The following is a 14816-nucleotide window of genomic DNA, read 5'->3' as shown; positions in this document are numbered from 1 at the left end:
CTCAGGTCGAGATGACAGAGGGGGAGGCCGTCCGGGTACCCGCGCCGTGGTACCCCTCGCAGGTCGCAATGACCAGGAGGCCCCCGCAGATGACCGCCCACCGCATCGCCCTCTCCGACCTGGAGCGCGGCACTCCCTTCGCCGGCCGCCACATAGGCCCCGACAGCGAGGCTCAGGCGAAGATGCTCGCCCATGTCGGCTTCGGCTCGCTGGACGAACTCACCGCCGCCGCCGTGCCGGACGTGATCAAGAGCGCCGAGGCGCTCCGGCTGCCCGCGCCCCGCGGCGAGGCCGAGGTGATCGCCGAACTGCGCGGTCTCGCGGACCGCAACCAGGTGCTCGTGCCCATGATCGGGCTCGGCTACCACGGCACGTTCACCCCGCCGGTGATCCTCCGCAACGTCATGGAGAACCCCGCCTGGTACACGGCGTACACCCCGTACCAGCCGGAGATCTCCCAGGGCCGGCTGGAGGCCCTGCTGAACTTCCAGACCGTCGTCGCCGATCTCACCGGGCTGCCCACCTCCGGCGCGTCCCTGCTCGACGAGGGCACCGCAGCCGCCGAGGCGATGGCGCTCGCGCGGCGCGTGGGCAAGGTGAAGGACGGGGTGTTCCTCGTCGACGCCGACGCGCTGCCGCAGACCGTGGCCGTCATCGAGACGCGTGCCGAGCCGACCGGTGTCGAGGTCGTCGTCGCCGATCTCTCGGCCGGCATCCCGGACGAGATCGCCGAGCGCGGCGTCTTCGGTGTGCTGCTCCAGTACCCGGGTGCCTCCGGTGCCGTCCGCGACCCGCGGCCGGTCATCGAGCGGGCGCACGAGCTGGGTGCGATCGTCACCGTCGCCGCCGACCTGCTGGCGCTGACGCTGCTCACGCCGCCCGGCGAGCTGGGCGCCGACATCGCCGTCGGTACCAGCCAGCGGTTCGGTGTGCCGATGGGCTTCGGCGGGCCGCACGCCGGCTACATGGCCGTCCGTGAGCAGTACGCGCGCAGCCTGCCGGGCCGCCTCGTCGGTGTCTCCGTCGACGCGGACGGCGACAAGGCGTACCGCCTGGCCCTCCAGACCCGCGAGCAGCACATCCGCCGCGAGAAGGCCACCAGCAACATCTGCACCGCGCAGGTCCTGCTGGCCGTCATGGCCGGGATGTACGCCGTCTACCACGGGCCCGACGGGCTGACGGGCATCGCCCGCCGCGTCCACCGGTACGCCACGCTGCTCGCCGAGGGGCTGCGGGCCGGCGGCGTCGAGGTCGTGCACGGCGCGTACTTCGACACCGTCACCGCGCGGGTGCCGGGCCGGGCGGACGAGATCGTCGCCGCCGCCTTGGAGCGGGGCGTCAACCTGCGCCGGACGGACGCCGACACCGTCGGCATCGCCTGCGACGAGACCACCACCCGTGAGCACCTGGCCGCCGTCTGGGCCGCGTTCGGGGTGGACGCCGACGTCGAGGCGCTGGACGCCGGTACCGCCGACGCGCTCCCCGAGGGGCTGCTGCGCCGCTCCGACTTCCTCACCCACCCGGTCTTCCACCAGCACCGCTCCGAGACCGCGATGCTGCGCTACCTGCGCCGCCTCGCCGACCGGGACTACGCGCTGGACCGGGGCATGATCCCGCTGGGTTCGTGCACCATGAAGCTCAACGCGACGACCGAGATGGAGCCGGTCACCTGGCCGGAGTTCGGGGCGCTGCACCCGTTCGCCCCGGCGGAGCAGGCGGAGGGCTACCTCACGCTCATCCGTGAGCTGGAGGAGCGGCTGGCCGAGGTCACCGGCTACGACAAGGTCTCGCTCCAGCCCAACGCCGGGTCGCAGGGCGAGCTGGCCGGCCTGCTGGCCGTCCGCGCCTTCCACCGCGCCAACGGCGACGAGCAGCGGACCGTGTGCCTCATCCCGTCCTCCGCGCACGGCACCAACGCGGCCAGCGCCGTGATGGCCGGCATGCGCGTCGTCGTGGTGAAGACGGGCGAGGACGGCGAGGTCGACGCCGACGACCTGCGCGCCAAGATCGAGAAGCACCGCGACGAGCTGGCCGTCCTCATGGTCACCTACCCGTCCACGCACGGGGTGTTCGAGGAGCACATCAGCGAGATCTGCGCCCTCGTCCACGAGGCCGGCGGCCAGGTGTACGTGGACGGCGCCAACCTCAACGCCCTGGTGGGCGTGGCGAAGCCGGGCGAGTTCGGGGGCGACGTCTCGCACCTGAACCTGCACAAGACCTTCTGCATCCCGCACGGTGGCGGCGGTCCGGGCGTCGGTCCCGTCGGCGTCCGCGCCCACCTCGCGCCGTACCTGCCCAACCACCCGCTCCAGCCCGCTGCGGGCCCGGAGACCGGGGTCGGCCCGATCTCGGCGGCGCCGTGGGGCTCGGCCGGCATCCTGCCGATCTCCTGGGCGTACGTCCGGCTGATGGGCGGCGAGGGACTCAAGGCCGCGACGCAGGTGGCGGTGCTGAGCGCCAACTACATCGCCAAGCGCCTGGAACCGCACTACCCGGTGCTCTACACCGGTCCCAACGGCCTCGTCGCCCACGAGTGCATCGTGGACCTCCGGCCGCTCACCAAGGCGACCGGCGTCACCGTCGACGACGTGGCCAAGCGACTGATCGACTACGGCTTCCACGCCCCGACGATGTCGTTCCCGGTGGCCGGCACGCTGATGATCGAGCCCACCGAGAGCGAGGACCTCGGCGAACTCGACCGTTTCTGCGAGGCGATGATCGCGATCCGCGCGGAGATCGAGAAGGTCGGCTCCGGCGAGTGGGACAAGGACGACAACCCGCTGCGCAACGCCCCGCACACCGCCGCGTCGATCGCCGGCGCGTGGGAGCACCCGTACGACCGGGAGACGGCGGTCTTCCCGGGCGGCGTCTCCGCGGCCGACAAGTACTGGCCGCCGGTGCGCCGGGTCGACGGTGCGTTCGGTGACCGCAACCTCGTCTGCTCCTGCCCGCCGCTGGACGAGTACGAGGGCTAGGCGGCAGGCCCGTCACACGGGGAGGGCCGGTCCGGCGGGAACGCCGGGCCGGCCCTTTCGTCGCGTCGTACGTGGTGCGCGTGGTGCGTGCGTGGCGCTTGGTGCCGGCTGACGGTCAGGCCGCCGTCACCACATGCTCGACGCCGAGCGGCCGGTGCGGGGCGATGATCTGCCCGTCCGGCAGCAGTTCGCCGGTGTCCTCGAAGCAGAGGACGCCGTTGCACAGCAGGCTCCAGCCCTGCTGGGGGAAGTGCGCCACGAGGTGGGCGGCTTCCCGGTCGGCGGAATCGGCTGACGGGCACGCGGGATGGTGCTGACACATGGGAGGGTTCTTTCGCTGGGATGTCTCTGCTGTCGCTGTGCTGCGGCTCGATGCGGTGGTCATGCCGCCCCCGTGACGATGTGGTCTGTCGGTCCCAGTGTTGCCCTACGGGCGTGATTTCGCAGGGATTTCGTTGCAGCGGTCCGCTGTGGAGGAAGACGCGTCACCCATGCGGACGGTTGCTGTCAACAAGTCTGCCCCTTCGGTCGATTCGGGTCGACCTCCGTGCGCTGAGCCGTGTGGGTGACATCGGGGCGGGAAGGCCGGGAGGGGCGGGAAACGGCGCGGCGCCCCGCGACCGGGGTGGTCGCGGGGCGCCGTCGGACGCGTCACGCGGTCTTCAGCATCGGTGCGGTGGTCAGCCGGAGGGTGAGCACCGGGAGCAGGTCGGCGAAGCGGTGCGGGCGGTGGGCGGCGATGCCGGGCGGCGCGGGGGCGAGCGGCACCAGCAGGTCGCCGGGGGCGGGCAGGCCGGATTCGGCGTCGGCCGTGATGTCGCCGTGCAGCCACAAGGTGAGCATGTAGAGGCCGGGCACGGTCAGCAGTCGCGGCTGGTACGGCGTCGACAGCGACTCGGCCTGCCGCAGGGCGAGTTCGGTGGAGACGACGTACGGTCCCTCGAAGAAGTGCGAGAACGTCCAGCCGTCGGCGGTCGGCCGGGCCTCGCCCGCGGCGATGGCGCGCTCGTCCTCCTTGATCAGGAAGCGCCAGCCGGTGAGCCGGGTGCGGGGAGCGGCGCCGGCCGGGGGGTGCTGCTCCAGGACGTGGACGGGGAGCGGGAGTTCGCAGGCGAGCGCTCCCTGGGCGGCCTTCAGGGACGGGGTGCGGGTCTCCCGGACCGCGGTGGGGGAGCCGAGGGCGGTGCGGACGCTACGGAGGGCAGGCGCGGGGGCAGGGGGATGTGCAGCGGCATGATGGGTCGCCTCTCACTTCGGAGACACGCAGGTGCTGGCAGGTGACGACGCTGTCGGTGTGCGGGGTCAGAGGGGGGCCGGGACCGACTGCCGGGGCGCCTACTCTCTGCCTCACTCCGAGTTTATACGACACATGTTCACGGGATGTTTCGGCTAGCTGTCGCCGGTATTTCCGGCAAGAGGAAATCAGGGCCGCCTGCGGGGGCGTTTTCGGTGTTTTCGTTCCCGGTCGCGCACACCTGACCTCGGTTTCTTTCCCGGGAACGGTCGGCCGAAACTCGTCGGCGTTTATCACCAGCGCAATGCGACATGCCATGAGCTGCCGTCATGCCATCGGAATGTGCCGGAGTGCGCTTGGTTGCCAGCCTACCGGTTATACGGGTACGGGGTGAGGCGTTTCGATCGCCTCGTCTGGGCATCATCGACCGTGACGGGAACGGGCCGGCGCCGAGGGCGACCGCTGGAGGAGGACGCGTCCATGGGTGAGAAGGTCGCCGCCGTGGAGTTCGGGCTGGACGACCGGCAGCGGCACCGGGACAAGCTCCGGCAGTGCCTGGAAGGGCTGGGGAGGTTACTGGAGGAGAAGCGTTTCGACCGGCCCCGGAACCTTATGGGGCTGGAGATCGAGTTGAATCTCGCGGGCCCCGACGGTATGCCGAGCATGATGAATGCCAAGGTGCTGGAGCGTATCGCGAGCCACGATTTCCAGACGGAACTCGGTCAATTCAACCTGGAAGTGAACATTGTTCCGCACCGGTTGTCGGGACGCGTTCTCGACCAACTCGCCGAGGAGCTGCGCACCGGTCTCTCCTATGCCGACCGGAAAGCCCGGGAAGTGGGCTCCCGAATAGTGATGATCGGCATTCTCCCGACGCTCGGCCAGTCCGACCTGGTCCCCGACAACTTCTCCGCCGCCGACCGTTACGCGCTCCTCAACGAGCAGGTGATGGCGGCCCGCGGCGAGGACGTCCGCATCGACATCGACGGCGTCGAACGGCTGACCTGCACCGCGCGGTCCATCTGTCCGGAGGCCGCCTGCACTTCGGTGCAACTGCACCTCCAGGTCACCCCCGGCCGGTTCGCCGCCGTCTGGAACGCGGCCCAGGCGGTGGCCGCCGCACAGATCGCGGTGGGTGCCAACTCCCCTTTCCTCTTCGGCCGCGAGCTGTGGCGCGAGAGCCGGCCGCCGCTGTTCGTCCAGTCCACCGACACCCGCCCGCCCGAACTGCAGGCGCAGGGCGTACGGCCGCGCACCTGGTTCGGGGAGCGGTGGATCGACTCGGCGTACGAACTCTTCGAGGAGAACCTCCGCTTCTTCCCCCCGCTGCTCCCCATCAGCGGCGACGAGGACCCCCTGCGGGTGCTGGACGCGGGCGGGGTGCCGCTACTGGACGAACTCGTCCTGCACAACGGCACCGTCTACCGCTGGAACCGGCCCGTCTACGGCATCGCCGACGGCGTCCCGCACCTGCGGGTGGAGAACCGCGTCCTGCCCGCCGGCCCGACCGTCACCGACGTGCTGGCCAACACGGCGTTCTACTACGGACTCGTCCGGGCCCTCGCGGAGGAGCCGCGCCCGGTGTGGACGCGGCTGCCGTTCGCCGCCGCGGCCGACAACTTCGACGCCGCCTGCCGGCACGGCATCGACGCCGTGCTGCGCTGGCCCAAGGGGCGCAACGGAGGCGTGGCCCAGGTGCCCGCCGTCCGGCTGGTCCGCGACGAACTGCTGCCGCTCGCCGCCGCCGGCCTCGACGCCTGGGGAGTCGAACCCGCCGACCGCGACCGCTACCTCGGCGTCATCGAGGGCCGCTGCCGGCGGCGCGCCAACGGGGCCTCCTGGCAGGCCGCCACCTACCACGCGGCACGGGACCGCGGCCTGGACCGGCACGCCGCGCTGGCCGCCACCACGCGGCGCTACTGCGAGCTGATGGCGACCGGGGAGCCGGTGCATACCTGGCCGGCAGGGATCGCCTGACTTCGTGGCTTCGCCACTTCGCGGCCTCGCGGCCTCGCGGCCTCGCGGCCTCGCGGCCTCGCGGCCTCGCGGCCTCGCGGCCTCGCGGCCTCGCGGCCTCGCGGCCTCGCGGCCTCGCGGCCTCGCGCGAAGAGTCCCTCTGTGGTCCGGGCCCGCGGGCATCGGGCAAGCTGGGACGATGCGGTGGCGGTCACCGCCGCGTAAGGACACCCCGTACCGGCCGTGTGCTTCGCCGCGCGGGCGGTACGGCGAGGGGCGCAGGCAGGAGTGGACCACGAGTGAACAGAGCGACGCGACGGGACGACGCCCGTGACGCGGAGGCCCGTGACGCGGAGGCCCGTGACGCGGGGTTGCGTGACGCTGACGAGCGTCCGGACGTCCCGGCCGGGACGTCCGGACCGGGCGCCGTGCCCGTCCCCGTACCGTCGCGGCGGACGCTGCGCACCGAGACCGTCCTCGTCCTGGCCCTCTCCCTGGGCGCCAGCGGGGTCTCGGCGCTGATCAGCTTCATCGGCGCGCTCACCCGGCCGGGCGGGCTCAAGGACCAGGCGGCCCGGCTCAACACCTCCCACGCGCCCGGCCGGCCCTGGCTGGACCTGGCCTGGCAGCTCTTCGGCATCGCGACCGCGCTGGTGCCCGTCCTCCTCGTCGCCCATCTGCTGTCGCGGGAGGGCGCCGGGCTGCGGTCGATCGGCTTCGACCGCCGCCGCCCCGGCTCCGACCTGGCGCGCGGCACGGCCGTCGCCGCCGTCGTGGGCGGCACCGGGCTGCTGCTCTACCTGGGGGCACGGGCCGCCGGGTCCAACCTGACCGTGGTGCCGGAGTCGCTGCCGGACGTGTGGTGGAAGTTCCCGGTGCTGATCGCCTCCGCCGTGCAGAACGCGGTGCTGGAAGAGGTCGTGGTCGTCGGCTATCTGCTGCGGAGGTTGGGGCAGACGGGCTGGGGACCGCCGGCGGCCCTGGCCGCGAGCGCGGTGCTGCGCGGCTCGTACCACCTCTACCAGGGCGTCGGCGGGTTCTTCGGCAACGTGGCGATGGGTGTCCTCTTCGTCCTCCTGTACCGGCGCTGGGGGCGGGTGGGGCCGCTGGTGGCGGCGCACGCGCTGATCGACATCGTGGCGTTCGCCGGATACGCGCTGCTCGCGGGGAAGGTGGGGTGGCTGCCGACGGCGTGAGCCGCCGGCCCTTCCCCGCCGCGGACCGGGGCCCTACACGAGGAACTCGCCGTCGATCACTGTCACGGCGCGGCCCGTCAGCAGGGTGCGGTCGCCGCGCAGCGCGGTACGGACCCGGCCCCGCCGGGCGCCGCCCTGCAGGCCCGTCAGCTCGGTGCGGCCGAGGCGGGCCGCCCAGAAGGGGGCCAGCGCGGTGTGCGCGCTGCCGGTGACCGGGTCCTCGTCGATGCCCACGCCGGGGAAGAAGCCGCGGGAGACGAAGTCGTAGCCGAGGGCGGGGTCGGCGGCGGGCGCGGTGACGATGATCCCCCGGCGGGACCGGCCCGCCAGCGCGCGCCAGTCGGGGGTCAGGGCGTGGACGGTCCGCTCGTCGGACAGCTCGACGAGCAGGTCGCCGATGTGGCCGCTGGTGTCGTGCACGCTCAGCGGCGCCGCACCGAGCGCCTCGGCCAGTCCGTCGGGGACGGCCAGCGGGGTGAGCGAGGACGTCGGGAAGTCCAGCGTCAGGGACCCGTCGTCGTGCGCCGTCGTGGTGAGCACACCGCAGCGGGCGGCGAAGCGGACGGTGCCGGTGGCGGCGCCGGTGGTGTGCAGGACGTGGGCGACGGCCAGGGTGGCGTGGCCGCACATGTCGACCTCGGTGGAGGGGGTGAACCAGCGCAGCGCCCAGTCCGCTTCTCCTCCGTCCCCCTCGCCCGTGCCGTTCAGCGGGCGGGCGAACGCCGTCTCGGAGAGGTTGACCTCGGCGGCGACGGCCTGGAGCCGGTCGTCGTCGGAGAAGGGGCCGTCGAAGAGCATGACGCCGGCCGGGTTGCCGGCGAAGGGGCGGTCGGTGAACGCGTCGACGATTCGGATTCGCATGGCAGGACCGTAGGGCGCGGGGGTGGTTCCCGACACGGCCAATCGCCGGGAGGTGGCCTCGTTCGGCCGGGTGGAGTGCGGGCCGGTCCCGCCGCCGGGGGCACGAGCCGATGCGACATGATCGGGCACCCACATCGGCGAAACCTTCTGGAGCCCCTCCGTGACCTTACGAATAGCGATCACCGCCGAGCCGATACCTTCGCATGTGCAGCCCGCCCGCCCGCTTCAGGTGCAGTTCGAGTACGGGTGGTTGTCGGTGGTGCTCACGCCGCCGTAGGAGAAGTTCCACGTCGAGGTCTCGCCGGAGCACGAGTGCCCGTAGGCGTTGAAGTTCCACCTGCCGCTGTATTCACGGGTGTTGTTCACGCCGGTCACGGGGATGTACCCGGCGTCGAACCAGTACGTGCCGTTGTTCGGCACCGGCTTGTTCGAGTTGGTGGAGACGTTCGAGCTGGACTTCACGTCGACCTGGCCGTAACGCCAGTTGTTGACGTAGTTGGTGTTCCACAGGTTGACCTCGGTGTAGGCGCCGTTGCAGTTCCATCCGAGGTAGAACTGACCGATGGACTGCGAGCCCACCTTGATGGTCTGGATGGCCCCGAGCACCTGACCGTTCGAGGGGCAGCTCGTCGCCCGGGCGGACGCGGTTCCGGTCGTGGTGAACGTGATGCCGGCCGCCGCGACGGCGAGCGCGACCGAGGCCGCGCGAATGCGAGCGCGTGTCCGCATGATTCCCCCTGGAAGTCATCGAGGTGGACGGTGCCAGTGTTTGGCATGTGCATGCTCCCACTGGAATGGTGTCCGACGTAGGGCCGTTCCCGGCCATCGATCGACGCAGGGGTTCCGGCCGGATCCCTTGCGACTGTGTGATCGCCTTCGGTACGGGCCCGCCGCCGACGGCTGGGAGCCGTAGCCGGTCTCAGGTGTCGTCGTCGGGGGTGTCGGAGGAGAGCGGTCGGCAGCTGTCGAAGTTCATGCACCCGCAGGCGAGGCAGTCGGCGACGGCGTTCCGGAGGGCTTGCGTCTCCTTGATGAACCGGTCCAGTTCGGGGATCTTGCGCTCCGCGAGAGCGCGCCATTGCCTGGTGGCGCCCCGGTCGGCGCCGGTGTCCAGGAGCCGGCGGATCTCGGCCAGGGTGAATCCGGCCCGCTGCGCCATTTTGATCAGGGCGATCCGCCGCCGCCTGGCTGGCCACGGTCCTCGCCGTCCGAGGCGCCGCCCTTCTCACGGCCTCTCCGGTGGGCACCGTGCTCGGTGGCCCTCTCGGCGCCGTCATGCTCAAGCGGCCCCTGACTGCCCGGCTCTGCGCAAGGTACGCGCCGATGGCGCCTACTGCATGACGCGGACGCTCCACCCCCTGGGGAAGAAGCCGTTCCTGACCGGCCCCACTATGCCGATCACATTGCCCGCGCATGCCGGCTGGTCGAAGACCACCACCGGGGAGTTGGTGTCGTTGTGCACGATGAGATTGAGCGGGCCGCCGGTATGGCACGACGACCGGGCGGGATCGGTGATGACACGTCCGTTCAGTTCCAACTTCCCGACCGCGGCATCGGCCGACTGAGTAAGGCCGAGCGTGAGCAGAGCGCTCCCGCCGAGCACGCCGAGTGTGCGCGTGAGACGACGCAAGGCGACCTCCCTGATCCTGAGATTTCGGCCCGCACGCCCGTCGGCTCGATCCGAACCCCCGCGGCGGTGCCTTGACGACCCGAACGGTAAGGACGAGAGCGTCCCGGCCGCCAGGACTTTCCCCACCTTGGGACAGCGGAACGGCGAGACCGACTTCGACCAGTGACGATATGCGCCGCCCGGAACGCCGATACGGGACGGCCCGCCCCCGTACGGCCGATACCGCCGTGTCCCCGGAGTCGCACCGAGCCGCGCTTGGGCAGGGCCCCACGGGGCCCGTGGGCAGCCGGCGCAGCTCAACCGTGTGGCGGTGCGAGGACGGGGGCGGGGGCTTGTCGTGCGAGCGTTACCGATATATCGTCGAAGCATCGTGAACGATCGATGAACTGGAGGAACGATATGCGGTACCCCCATGGTCACGAGCATCCCGGCTTCGGTCGGTTCGGCGGTGGTGAGCGAGGAGAGCGTGGCGGGCGGCGGGCCTTCGGGCCGTTCGGGCCGTTCGGGCCGCCCTTCGGCGGGCCCCCGTTCGGCGGGCGGGGGCGTGGTGGTCCGGGTGGCCGGGCGCGGCGCGGTGATGTGCGGGCGTCGATCCTGGCGCTGCTCAAGGACCGGCCGATGCACGGTTACGAGATGATCCGCGAGATCGCGGAGCGCAGCGGCGGCGGGTGGCGCCCCAGCCCCGGGTCGGTCTACCCCACCCTGCAACTGCTGGAGGACGAGGGGCTGATCAGCAGCGCGAGCCAGGGCGGCAAGAAGCTGTTCGCGCTCACCGAGGACGGCCGCGCGGAGGCCGACGCCGGTGCCGAGGCCCCTTGGGAGCAGGTCGCGGGGGGCGCCGACCGTGAGACCGCGCAGGAGGTCAGGCAGGCCGGCTTCGCGCTGATGGAGGCGTTCGGGCAGGTCTGGCGCACCGGCAGCGCGGAGCAGCGGGAGCAGGCGCTCGCCGCCGTCAACGAGACGCGCCGCAAGCTCTATCTGATCCTCGCCGAGGGCGACTGACGCGCCGTCGGTCCCCTGGGGGACACCGCCCGTGCGTCTCCTCCTCAAGGAGGAGCGCTCGGGTGTCCGCGCCCAACCGGAGGGGGACGCGCGAATGCTTCCGCCCGGGGATGCCTCCACCGGCCCGGACTGATGGGGTGGGAGGGTGCAAAGCCGTACACCTGACATCGGCGGGGCGGACGAGGTTCCGCTGGGCACGGAGGTCCCGCTGGGCACGGAGGTGGCGGTGGCGGTCGCCGGCGCCCGCCGGCGCGCCCTGCGCGACGGTGACCGGCAGATCGACACCGCCCACCTGCTGCACTCCCTGCTGGAAGCCGACCCCGAGACCCGGCTCGCGCTGCCCGGCGGCCCGGACCGGGTCGTGCGGCTGCTCGGCTACCTCGTGCAGCGCAGCATCGGCTACGGCCTGCGCTGGCGCGGCTCCGTCGAGGGCTCCCGGGCGCTGCCGCTGCTGCCGGAGGGCGGTGTCCCCGGCTGGTCGCCCGCCGCCGCCATCGCCATGGGCGAGGCGTACGCGCGGGCCGCCGCCCGCGGCCCGGGTCCGGTCGAGGGGCTGGACCTGCTGGCCGCGCTCGCGCTCGACCCCCGCTGCCGGGCCGTGGAGGTGCTGGCACACGCCGGGATCGACGCGGCGGGGCTGCGCGTCCGCCCGGTGGCCGGCCGGTGGGTCAGGAGCCACACCGGTGACGGTCCTGTCGGAGCCTGACATGATGCGTCGATGGGGAAGGAACTGCTGTCCCGCCTGCTGCCCGGCGTGCTGCCCCGCGTGCTGTCCGGTGTGCCGTCCGGCGGAAGGGGGACGGGACTGATCCTCGCCCTCGTCTCCGCGCTCGCGTTCGGCGGCTCGGGGGTCGCGGCCAAGCCGCTGATCGAGGCGGGGCTCGACCCGCTCCACGTGGTCTGGCTGCGGTCCGCCGGCGCGGCCCTGGTGCTGCTGCCCGTCGCGTGGCGGCACCGCGCCTTGGTGACGCGCCGTCCCGCGCTGCTCGCGGGCTTCGGCCTGCTGGCCGTCGCGGGCGTCCAGACCTGCTACTTCGCGGCCATCTCGCGGATCCCGGTGGGTGTCGCCCTGCTCGTCGAGTACCTGGCCCCCGCCCTGGTGCTGGGCTGGGTGCGGTTCGTCCGGCGGCGGGCGGTGTCGCGGGCCGCGGCGGCCGGCGTGGTGCTGGCGGTCGGCGGGCTGGCCTGTGTGGTCGAGGTGTGGGCCGGGCTGCGGTTCGACGCCCTGGGGCTGCTGCTCGCCCTCGGCGGTGCCGTCTGCCAGGTCGGCTACTTCGTCCTGTCCGACCACGGGGGCGACGACGCCGAGGCCGCCGACCCGGTGGGCGTCATCGCCTACGGCTTCCTCTTCGGCGCGCTCCTCCTCACGGCGGTGGCGCGGCCCTGGGCCATGGACGCGCGGGTGCTCGCCGGGAGCGCGGAGTTGTGCGGCGGGGATGTGCCTGCCGTCGTCCTGCTGGCGTGGCTGGTGCTGATCGCGACCGTGGCCGCCTACCTCACCGGGGTGGTGTCGGTGCGGCTGCTGTCTCCGCAGGTGGCGGGGGTCGTGGCCTGCCTGGAGGCGGTGGTCGCGACCGTGCTGGCCTGGGTGCTGCTGGGCGAGCGCCTGTCCGTTCCGCAACTCGTGGGCGGCGCCGTCGTGCTGCTCGGCGCCTTCGTCGCCCAGCGGTCGGCGCCGCGGGAGGGCGGGGTGCGGGGCGGGGGTGACGGGCTCCGGGGCGGTCTTGCGGACGGTGCTCCGGGCGGGCTTCGAGACGGTCTTCCGGGTGGGCTTCGGGACGGTCTTGCGGGTGATCCTCCGGGCGGTCTTCAGGACGGCCTCCGGGACGGCCTCCGAGATGGCCTTCGGGGCGGCCTTCGAGAGGCGGAAGGCCGGGCCGGCGGAAGGGAGTTGTCCGGGGACACGCCGCGGTCCTAAGATGTGATCATGCCTACGAGTGCTGTTCTTCCGCCTCCCGCCGCCTAGCGCGGGCGGCCCTTCTCTCCCCCCACCTGATCACCTCCGAGTCGATCCCTGGGGGTTCCCCGGACCTCTTCCGGGTGACCGGCCCGGTGCGCCATGAGGCGCGCCCGGGTACCGGCCGCTGCCCGCGTTCGAAGACCACGCGACCTTTCACGTCTTCAGCGGGAGAACAGCCATGTCCGACACTTCCGTGTCGTCTTCCCTTCCTTCTGCCCTTCCTTCCGCGCGCCCCGGCGGCCCGCGGATCCCGTCCGCCGGGCGCGGCCTGCTCTACGTCACCTTCACCGCCCTCACCTGGGGGACCACCGGGGCCACCGCGACCCTGGCGATCGACAGCAGCGGCCTCGACCCCGTCACGCTCACCTTCTGGCGCTGCGCCGGCGGCTTCGCGCTGCTGCTGGCCGTACGGTTCCTGCTGCCCTCGCGGCGCGCGGACGGGCGTCCGCGGCCGGCCGGGCCGAGGCGGCGCCGGGTGACGGCCGTGCTGGTCAACGGGGTCGGACTGGCCGTGTTCAACGCGGCCTTCTTCGCGGCGGTGGACGCGACGGGCACGGCCGTCGGTACCGTCGTCACCCTGGGCGCCGCGCCCGTGCTGGCGGCGCTCGGCGGCCGGCTGCTGATGGGCGAACGGCTCGGCGCGGGCGGGCGGTTCGCCGTCGCCGGGGCCCTCGCCGGGCTGGCCGTGCTGGTCCTCGGCGGCGGCTCGGCCACCGTACGGCCGGCCGGGGTGGCGCTGGCGCTGCTGTCGGCGGCCGGGTACGCGCTGTTCGCCGTCCACGCCCGGCACCTCGGCCGGGCGGGCCGGGCGACGGACCCGTTCACCACGACCTTGACCTCGTTCGGCGTCTGCACCGTGCTCCTGCTGCCGTTCGCGCTGGCGGGCGGGGCGCTGCCGAGCGCTCAGGGGCTGGGGCGCACGCTGCTGCTGATGGGGTATCTGGTGATCGTGCCGACGGCGCTGGCCTACGCGCTGTTCTTCACCGGGCTGCAGGCGGTGCGCGCCACCACGGCCACCGTGATCACCCTGCTGGAGCCGGTCACCGCCGCGGTCATCGCGGTGACGGTGCTGGGGGAGCGGCTGACGGCCGCGACCGTCCTGGGCACGGCGGTGCTGATGGCCGCGGTGGCGGGGCTGGCCCTGGTGGAGGCGCGCGGGGCCGGGCGAACGGCGCGGTCCGCGGCGGCCGTTCCGGCCGGTGGGCCGGTCGGGGGTCCGGTCGGGGGTCCGGAGGCCGCCGCGGCCGCCGGGCCGGTCAGCGAGGCGTGAGGTAGCCGGGGAGCGGGACGCCGGGGGCGAGGCCGTCCGCCGGGACCGGCGTCCCGCGCACGGTGGTCACGGGGACGACGCCCGTCCAGTACGGCAGGTCGACGTCCTCCGGGTCGTCCCCGGGGCCGCCGGTGCGGACCTTGGCGGAGACCTCCGCGAGGTCGACGCGCAGCACCGCCGTGGCGGCCAGTTCCTTGGGCGACGCCGGCCGGGAGTCCGCCGCCCGGCCGGGCACCGCCTGGTCCACCAGGGCGTCGAGCGCGGTGGTCAGCTCCTCCGGGTCGGTCACCCGGCGGGCGGTGCCGTGCACCACGACGGAGCGGTAGTTGACGGAGTGGTTGAAGGCGCTGCGGGCCAGCACCAGGCCGTCGACGTGGGTGACGGTGACGCAGACGGGTATGCCCTCGGCGGCTTCCCCGGCGGCGCGCAGTGGGGCGGATCCGGTGGAGCCGTGCACGTACAGCCGCTCGCCGACGCGTCCGTAGAGCGTCGGCAGGACGACCGGCGCGCCGTCGCGGACGAAGCCCAGGTGGCAGAGGCAGCCGTCGTCGAGGATGGCGTGGACCAGCTCGCGGTCGTAGGAGGTGCGGTCGCGGTAGCGCGTGGGGGTGGTGCGGGCGGTGCGCTCGTACGTTCCGCCGGGGGAGGGGGCCGGTGAAGGGGACGGGGTTGAGGCCGTCGAGGCCGGGGATGAAGCCGAGGGCGAGGCCGGGGAAGACATTGCGGACTCCA

Annotated in this window: 13 protein-coding genes and 1 pseudogene; 7 read left to right on the top strand and 7 right to left on the bottom strand. The window is 73.0% G+C overall.

Features of this window, described 5'->3' with window-relative positions; translation table 11 throughout:
* Window positions 1-89: 89 nt before the first annotated feature.
* Window positions 90-2975 carry an aminomethyl-transferring glycine dehydrogenase gene (gcvP, locus tag ACQEVS_RS04335; protein WP_433015444.1) on the top strand — a complete coding sequence of 962 codons (2886 nt, stop codon included), beginning with the start codon at window positions 90-92 and terminating at the stop codon, window positions 2973-2975.
* A gap of 115 nt (window positions 2976-3090) precedes the next feature.
* Here the strand turns inward: gcvP and ACQEVS_RS04330 are convergent, their stop codons facing one another.
* Both ACQEVS_RS04330 and ACQEVS_RS04325 read right to left on the bottom strand, forming a co-directional pair.
* Window positions 3091-3297 carry a DUF5999 family protein gene (locus ACQEVS_RS04330; protein WP_433015441.1) on the bottom strand — a complete coding sequence of 69 codons (207 nt, stop codon included), beginning with the start codon at window positions 3295-3297 and terminating at the stop codon, window positions 3091-3093.
* A 329-nt stretch (window positions 3298-3626) separates the two neighbouring features.
* Window positions 3627-4210: pseudogene (locus ACQEVS_RS04325) on the bottom strand (hypothetical protein).
* 479 nt (window positions 4211-4689) lie between these two features.
* On the opposite strand from ACQEVS_RS04325, the gene ACQEVS_RS04320 reads away from it, so the two are divergent.
* Both ACQEVS_RS04320 and ACQEVS_RS04315 read left to right on the top strand, forming a co-directional pair.
* Window positions 4690-6186, top strand: a complete 1497-nt coding sequence (locus ACQEVS_RS04320) for a glutamate--cysteine ligase (RefSeq protein ID WP_433015438.1) — start codon at window positions 4690-4692, stop codon at window positions 6184-6186.
* A 407-nt stretch (window positions 6187-6593) separates the two neighbouring features.
* Window positions 6594-7361, top strand: a complete 768-nt coding sequence (locus ACQEVS_RS04315) for a CPBP family intramembrane glutamic endopeptidase (RefSeq protein WP_433027258.1) — start codon at window positions 6594-6596, stop codon at window positions 7359-7361.
* Window positions 7362-7394: 33 nt separating this feature from the next.
* On the opposite strand, the gene ACQEVS_RS04310 is transcribed toward ACQEVS_RS04315, so the two are convergent.
* From ACQEVS_RS04310 to ACQEVS_RS04295, 4 genes are all read right to left on the bottom strand, one after another.
* The gene (locus ACQEVS_RS04310) at window positions 7395-8222 is read right to left on the bottom strand and encodes a PhzF family phenazine biosynthesis protein (RefSeq protein ID WP_433015433.1); all 828 of its coding nucleotides are present in this window, start codon (window positions 8220-8222) and stop codon (window positions 7395-7397) included.
* 225 nt (window positions 8223-8447) lie between these two features.
* Window positions 8448-8951, bottom strand: a complete 504-nt coding sequence (locus ACQEVS_RS04305; RefSeq protein ID WP_433015430.1) for a hypothetical protein — start codon at window positions 8949-8951, stop codon at window positions 8448-8450.
* A 190-nt stretch (window positions 8952-9141) separates the two neighbouring features.
* A complete protein-coding gene (locus tag ACQEVS_RS04300) occupies window positions 9142-9396 on the bottom strand; it encodes a MerR family DNA-binding protein (protein WP_433027255.1) in 255 nt (84 codons plus the stop codon).
* Between the two features lie 156 nt (window positions 9397-9552).
* The gene (locus ACQEVS_RS04295; RefSeq protein WP_433015427.1) at window positions 9553-9852 is read right to left on the bottom strand and encodes a hypothetical protein; all 300 of its coding nucleotides are present in this window, start codon (window positions 9850-9852) and stop codon (window positions 9553-9555) included.
* Window positions 9853-10251: 399 nt separating this feature from the next.
* On the opposite strand from ACQEVS_RS04295, the gene ACQEVS_RS04290 reads away from it, so the two are divergent.
* The 4 genes from ACQEVS_RS04290 (at window position 10252) to ACQEVS_RS04275 (ending at window position 14084) form a co-directional block, all read left to right on the top strand.
* A complete protein-coding gene (locus ACQEVS_RS04290; protein ID WP_433015424.1) occupies window positions 10252-10854 on the top strand; it encodes a PadR family transcriptional regulator in 603 nt (200 codons plus the stop codon).
* A 145-nt stretch (window positions 10855-10999) separates the two neighbouring features.
* A complete protein-coding gene (locus ACQEVS_RS04285; protein ID WP_433015421.1) occupies window positions 11000-11560 on the top strand; it encodes a Clp protease N-terminal domain-containing protein in 561 nt (186 codons plus the stop codon).
* Between the two features lie 12 nt (window positions 11561-11572).
* Entirely contained in the window at window positions 11573-12772 is a 1200-nt protein-coding gene (locus ACQEVS_RS04280; protein WP_433015418.1) for an EamA family transporter, read from the top strand.
* A gap of 220 nt (window positions 12773-12992) precedes the next feature.
* Window positions 12993-14084: a DMT family transporter gene (locus ACQEVS_RS04275; protein ID WP_433015415.1), complete on the top strand. Its 1092-nt coding sequence runs from the start codon at window positions 12993-12995 to the stop codon at window positions 14082-14084.
* Here the strand turns inward: ACQEVS_RS04275 and ACQEVS_RS04270 are convergent.
* Entirely contained in the window at window positions 14071-14805 is a 735-nt protein-coding gene (locus ACQEVS_RS04270; protein WP_433015412.1) for a pyridoxamine 5'-phosphate oxidase family protein, read from the bottom strand. The genes ACQEVS_RS04275 and ACQEVS_RS04270 overlap by 14 nt on opposite strands.
* Window positions 14806-14816: the final 11 nt, after the last annotated feature.

This window comes from Streptomyces sp. CA-181903 (genome assembly GCF_050937075.1).
GTDB lineage: Bacteria > Actinomycetota > Actinomycetes > Streptomycetales > Streptomycetaceae > Streptomyces.
Note: the sequence above shows the minus strand (reverse complement) of the source record. Positions and strands in the feature narration are given on the sequence as shown.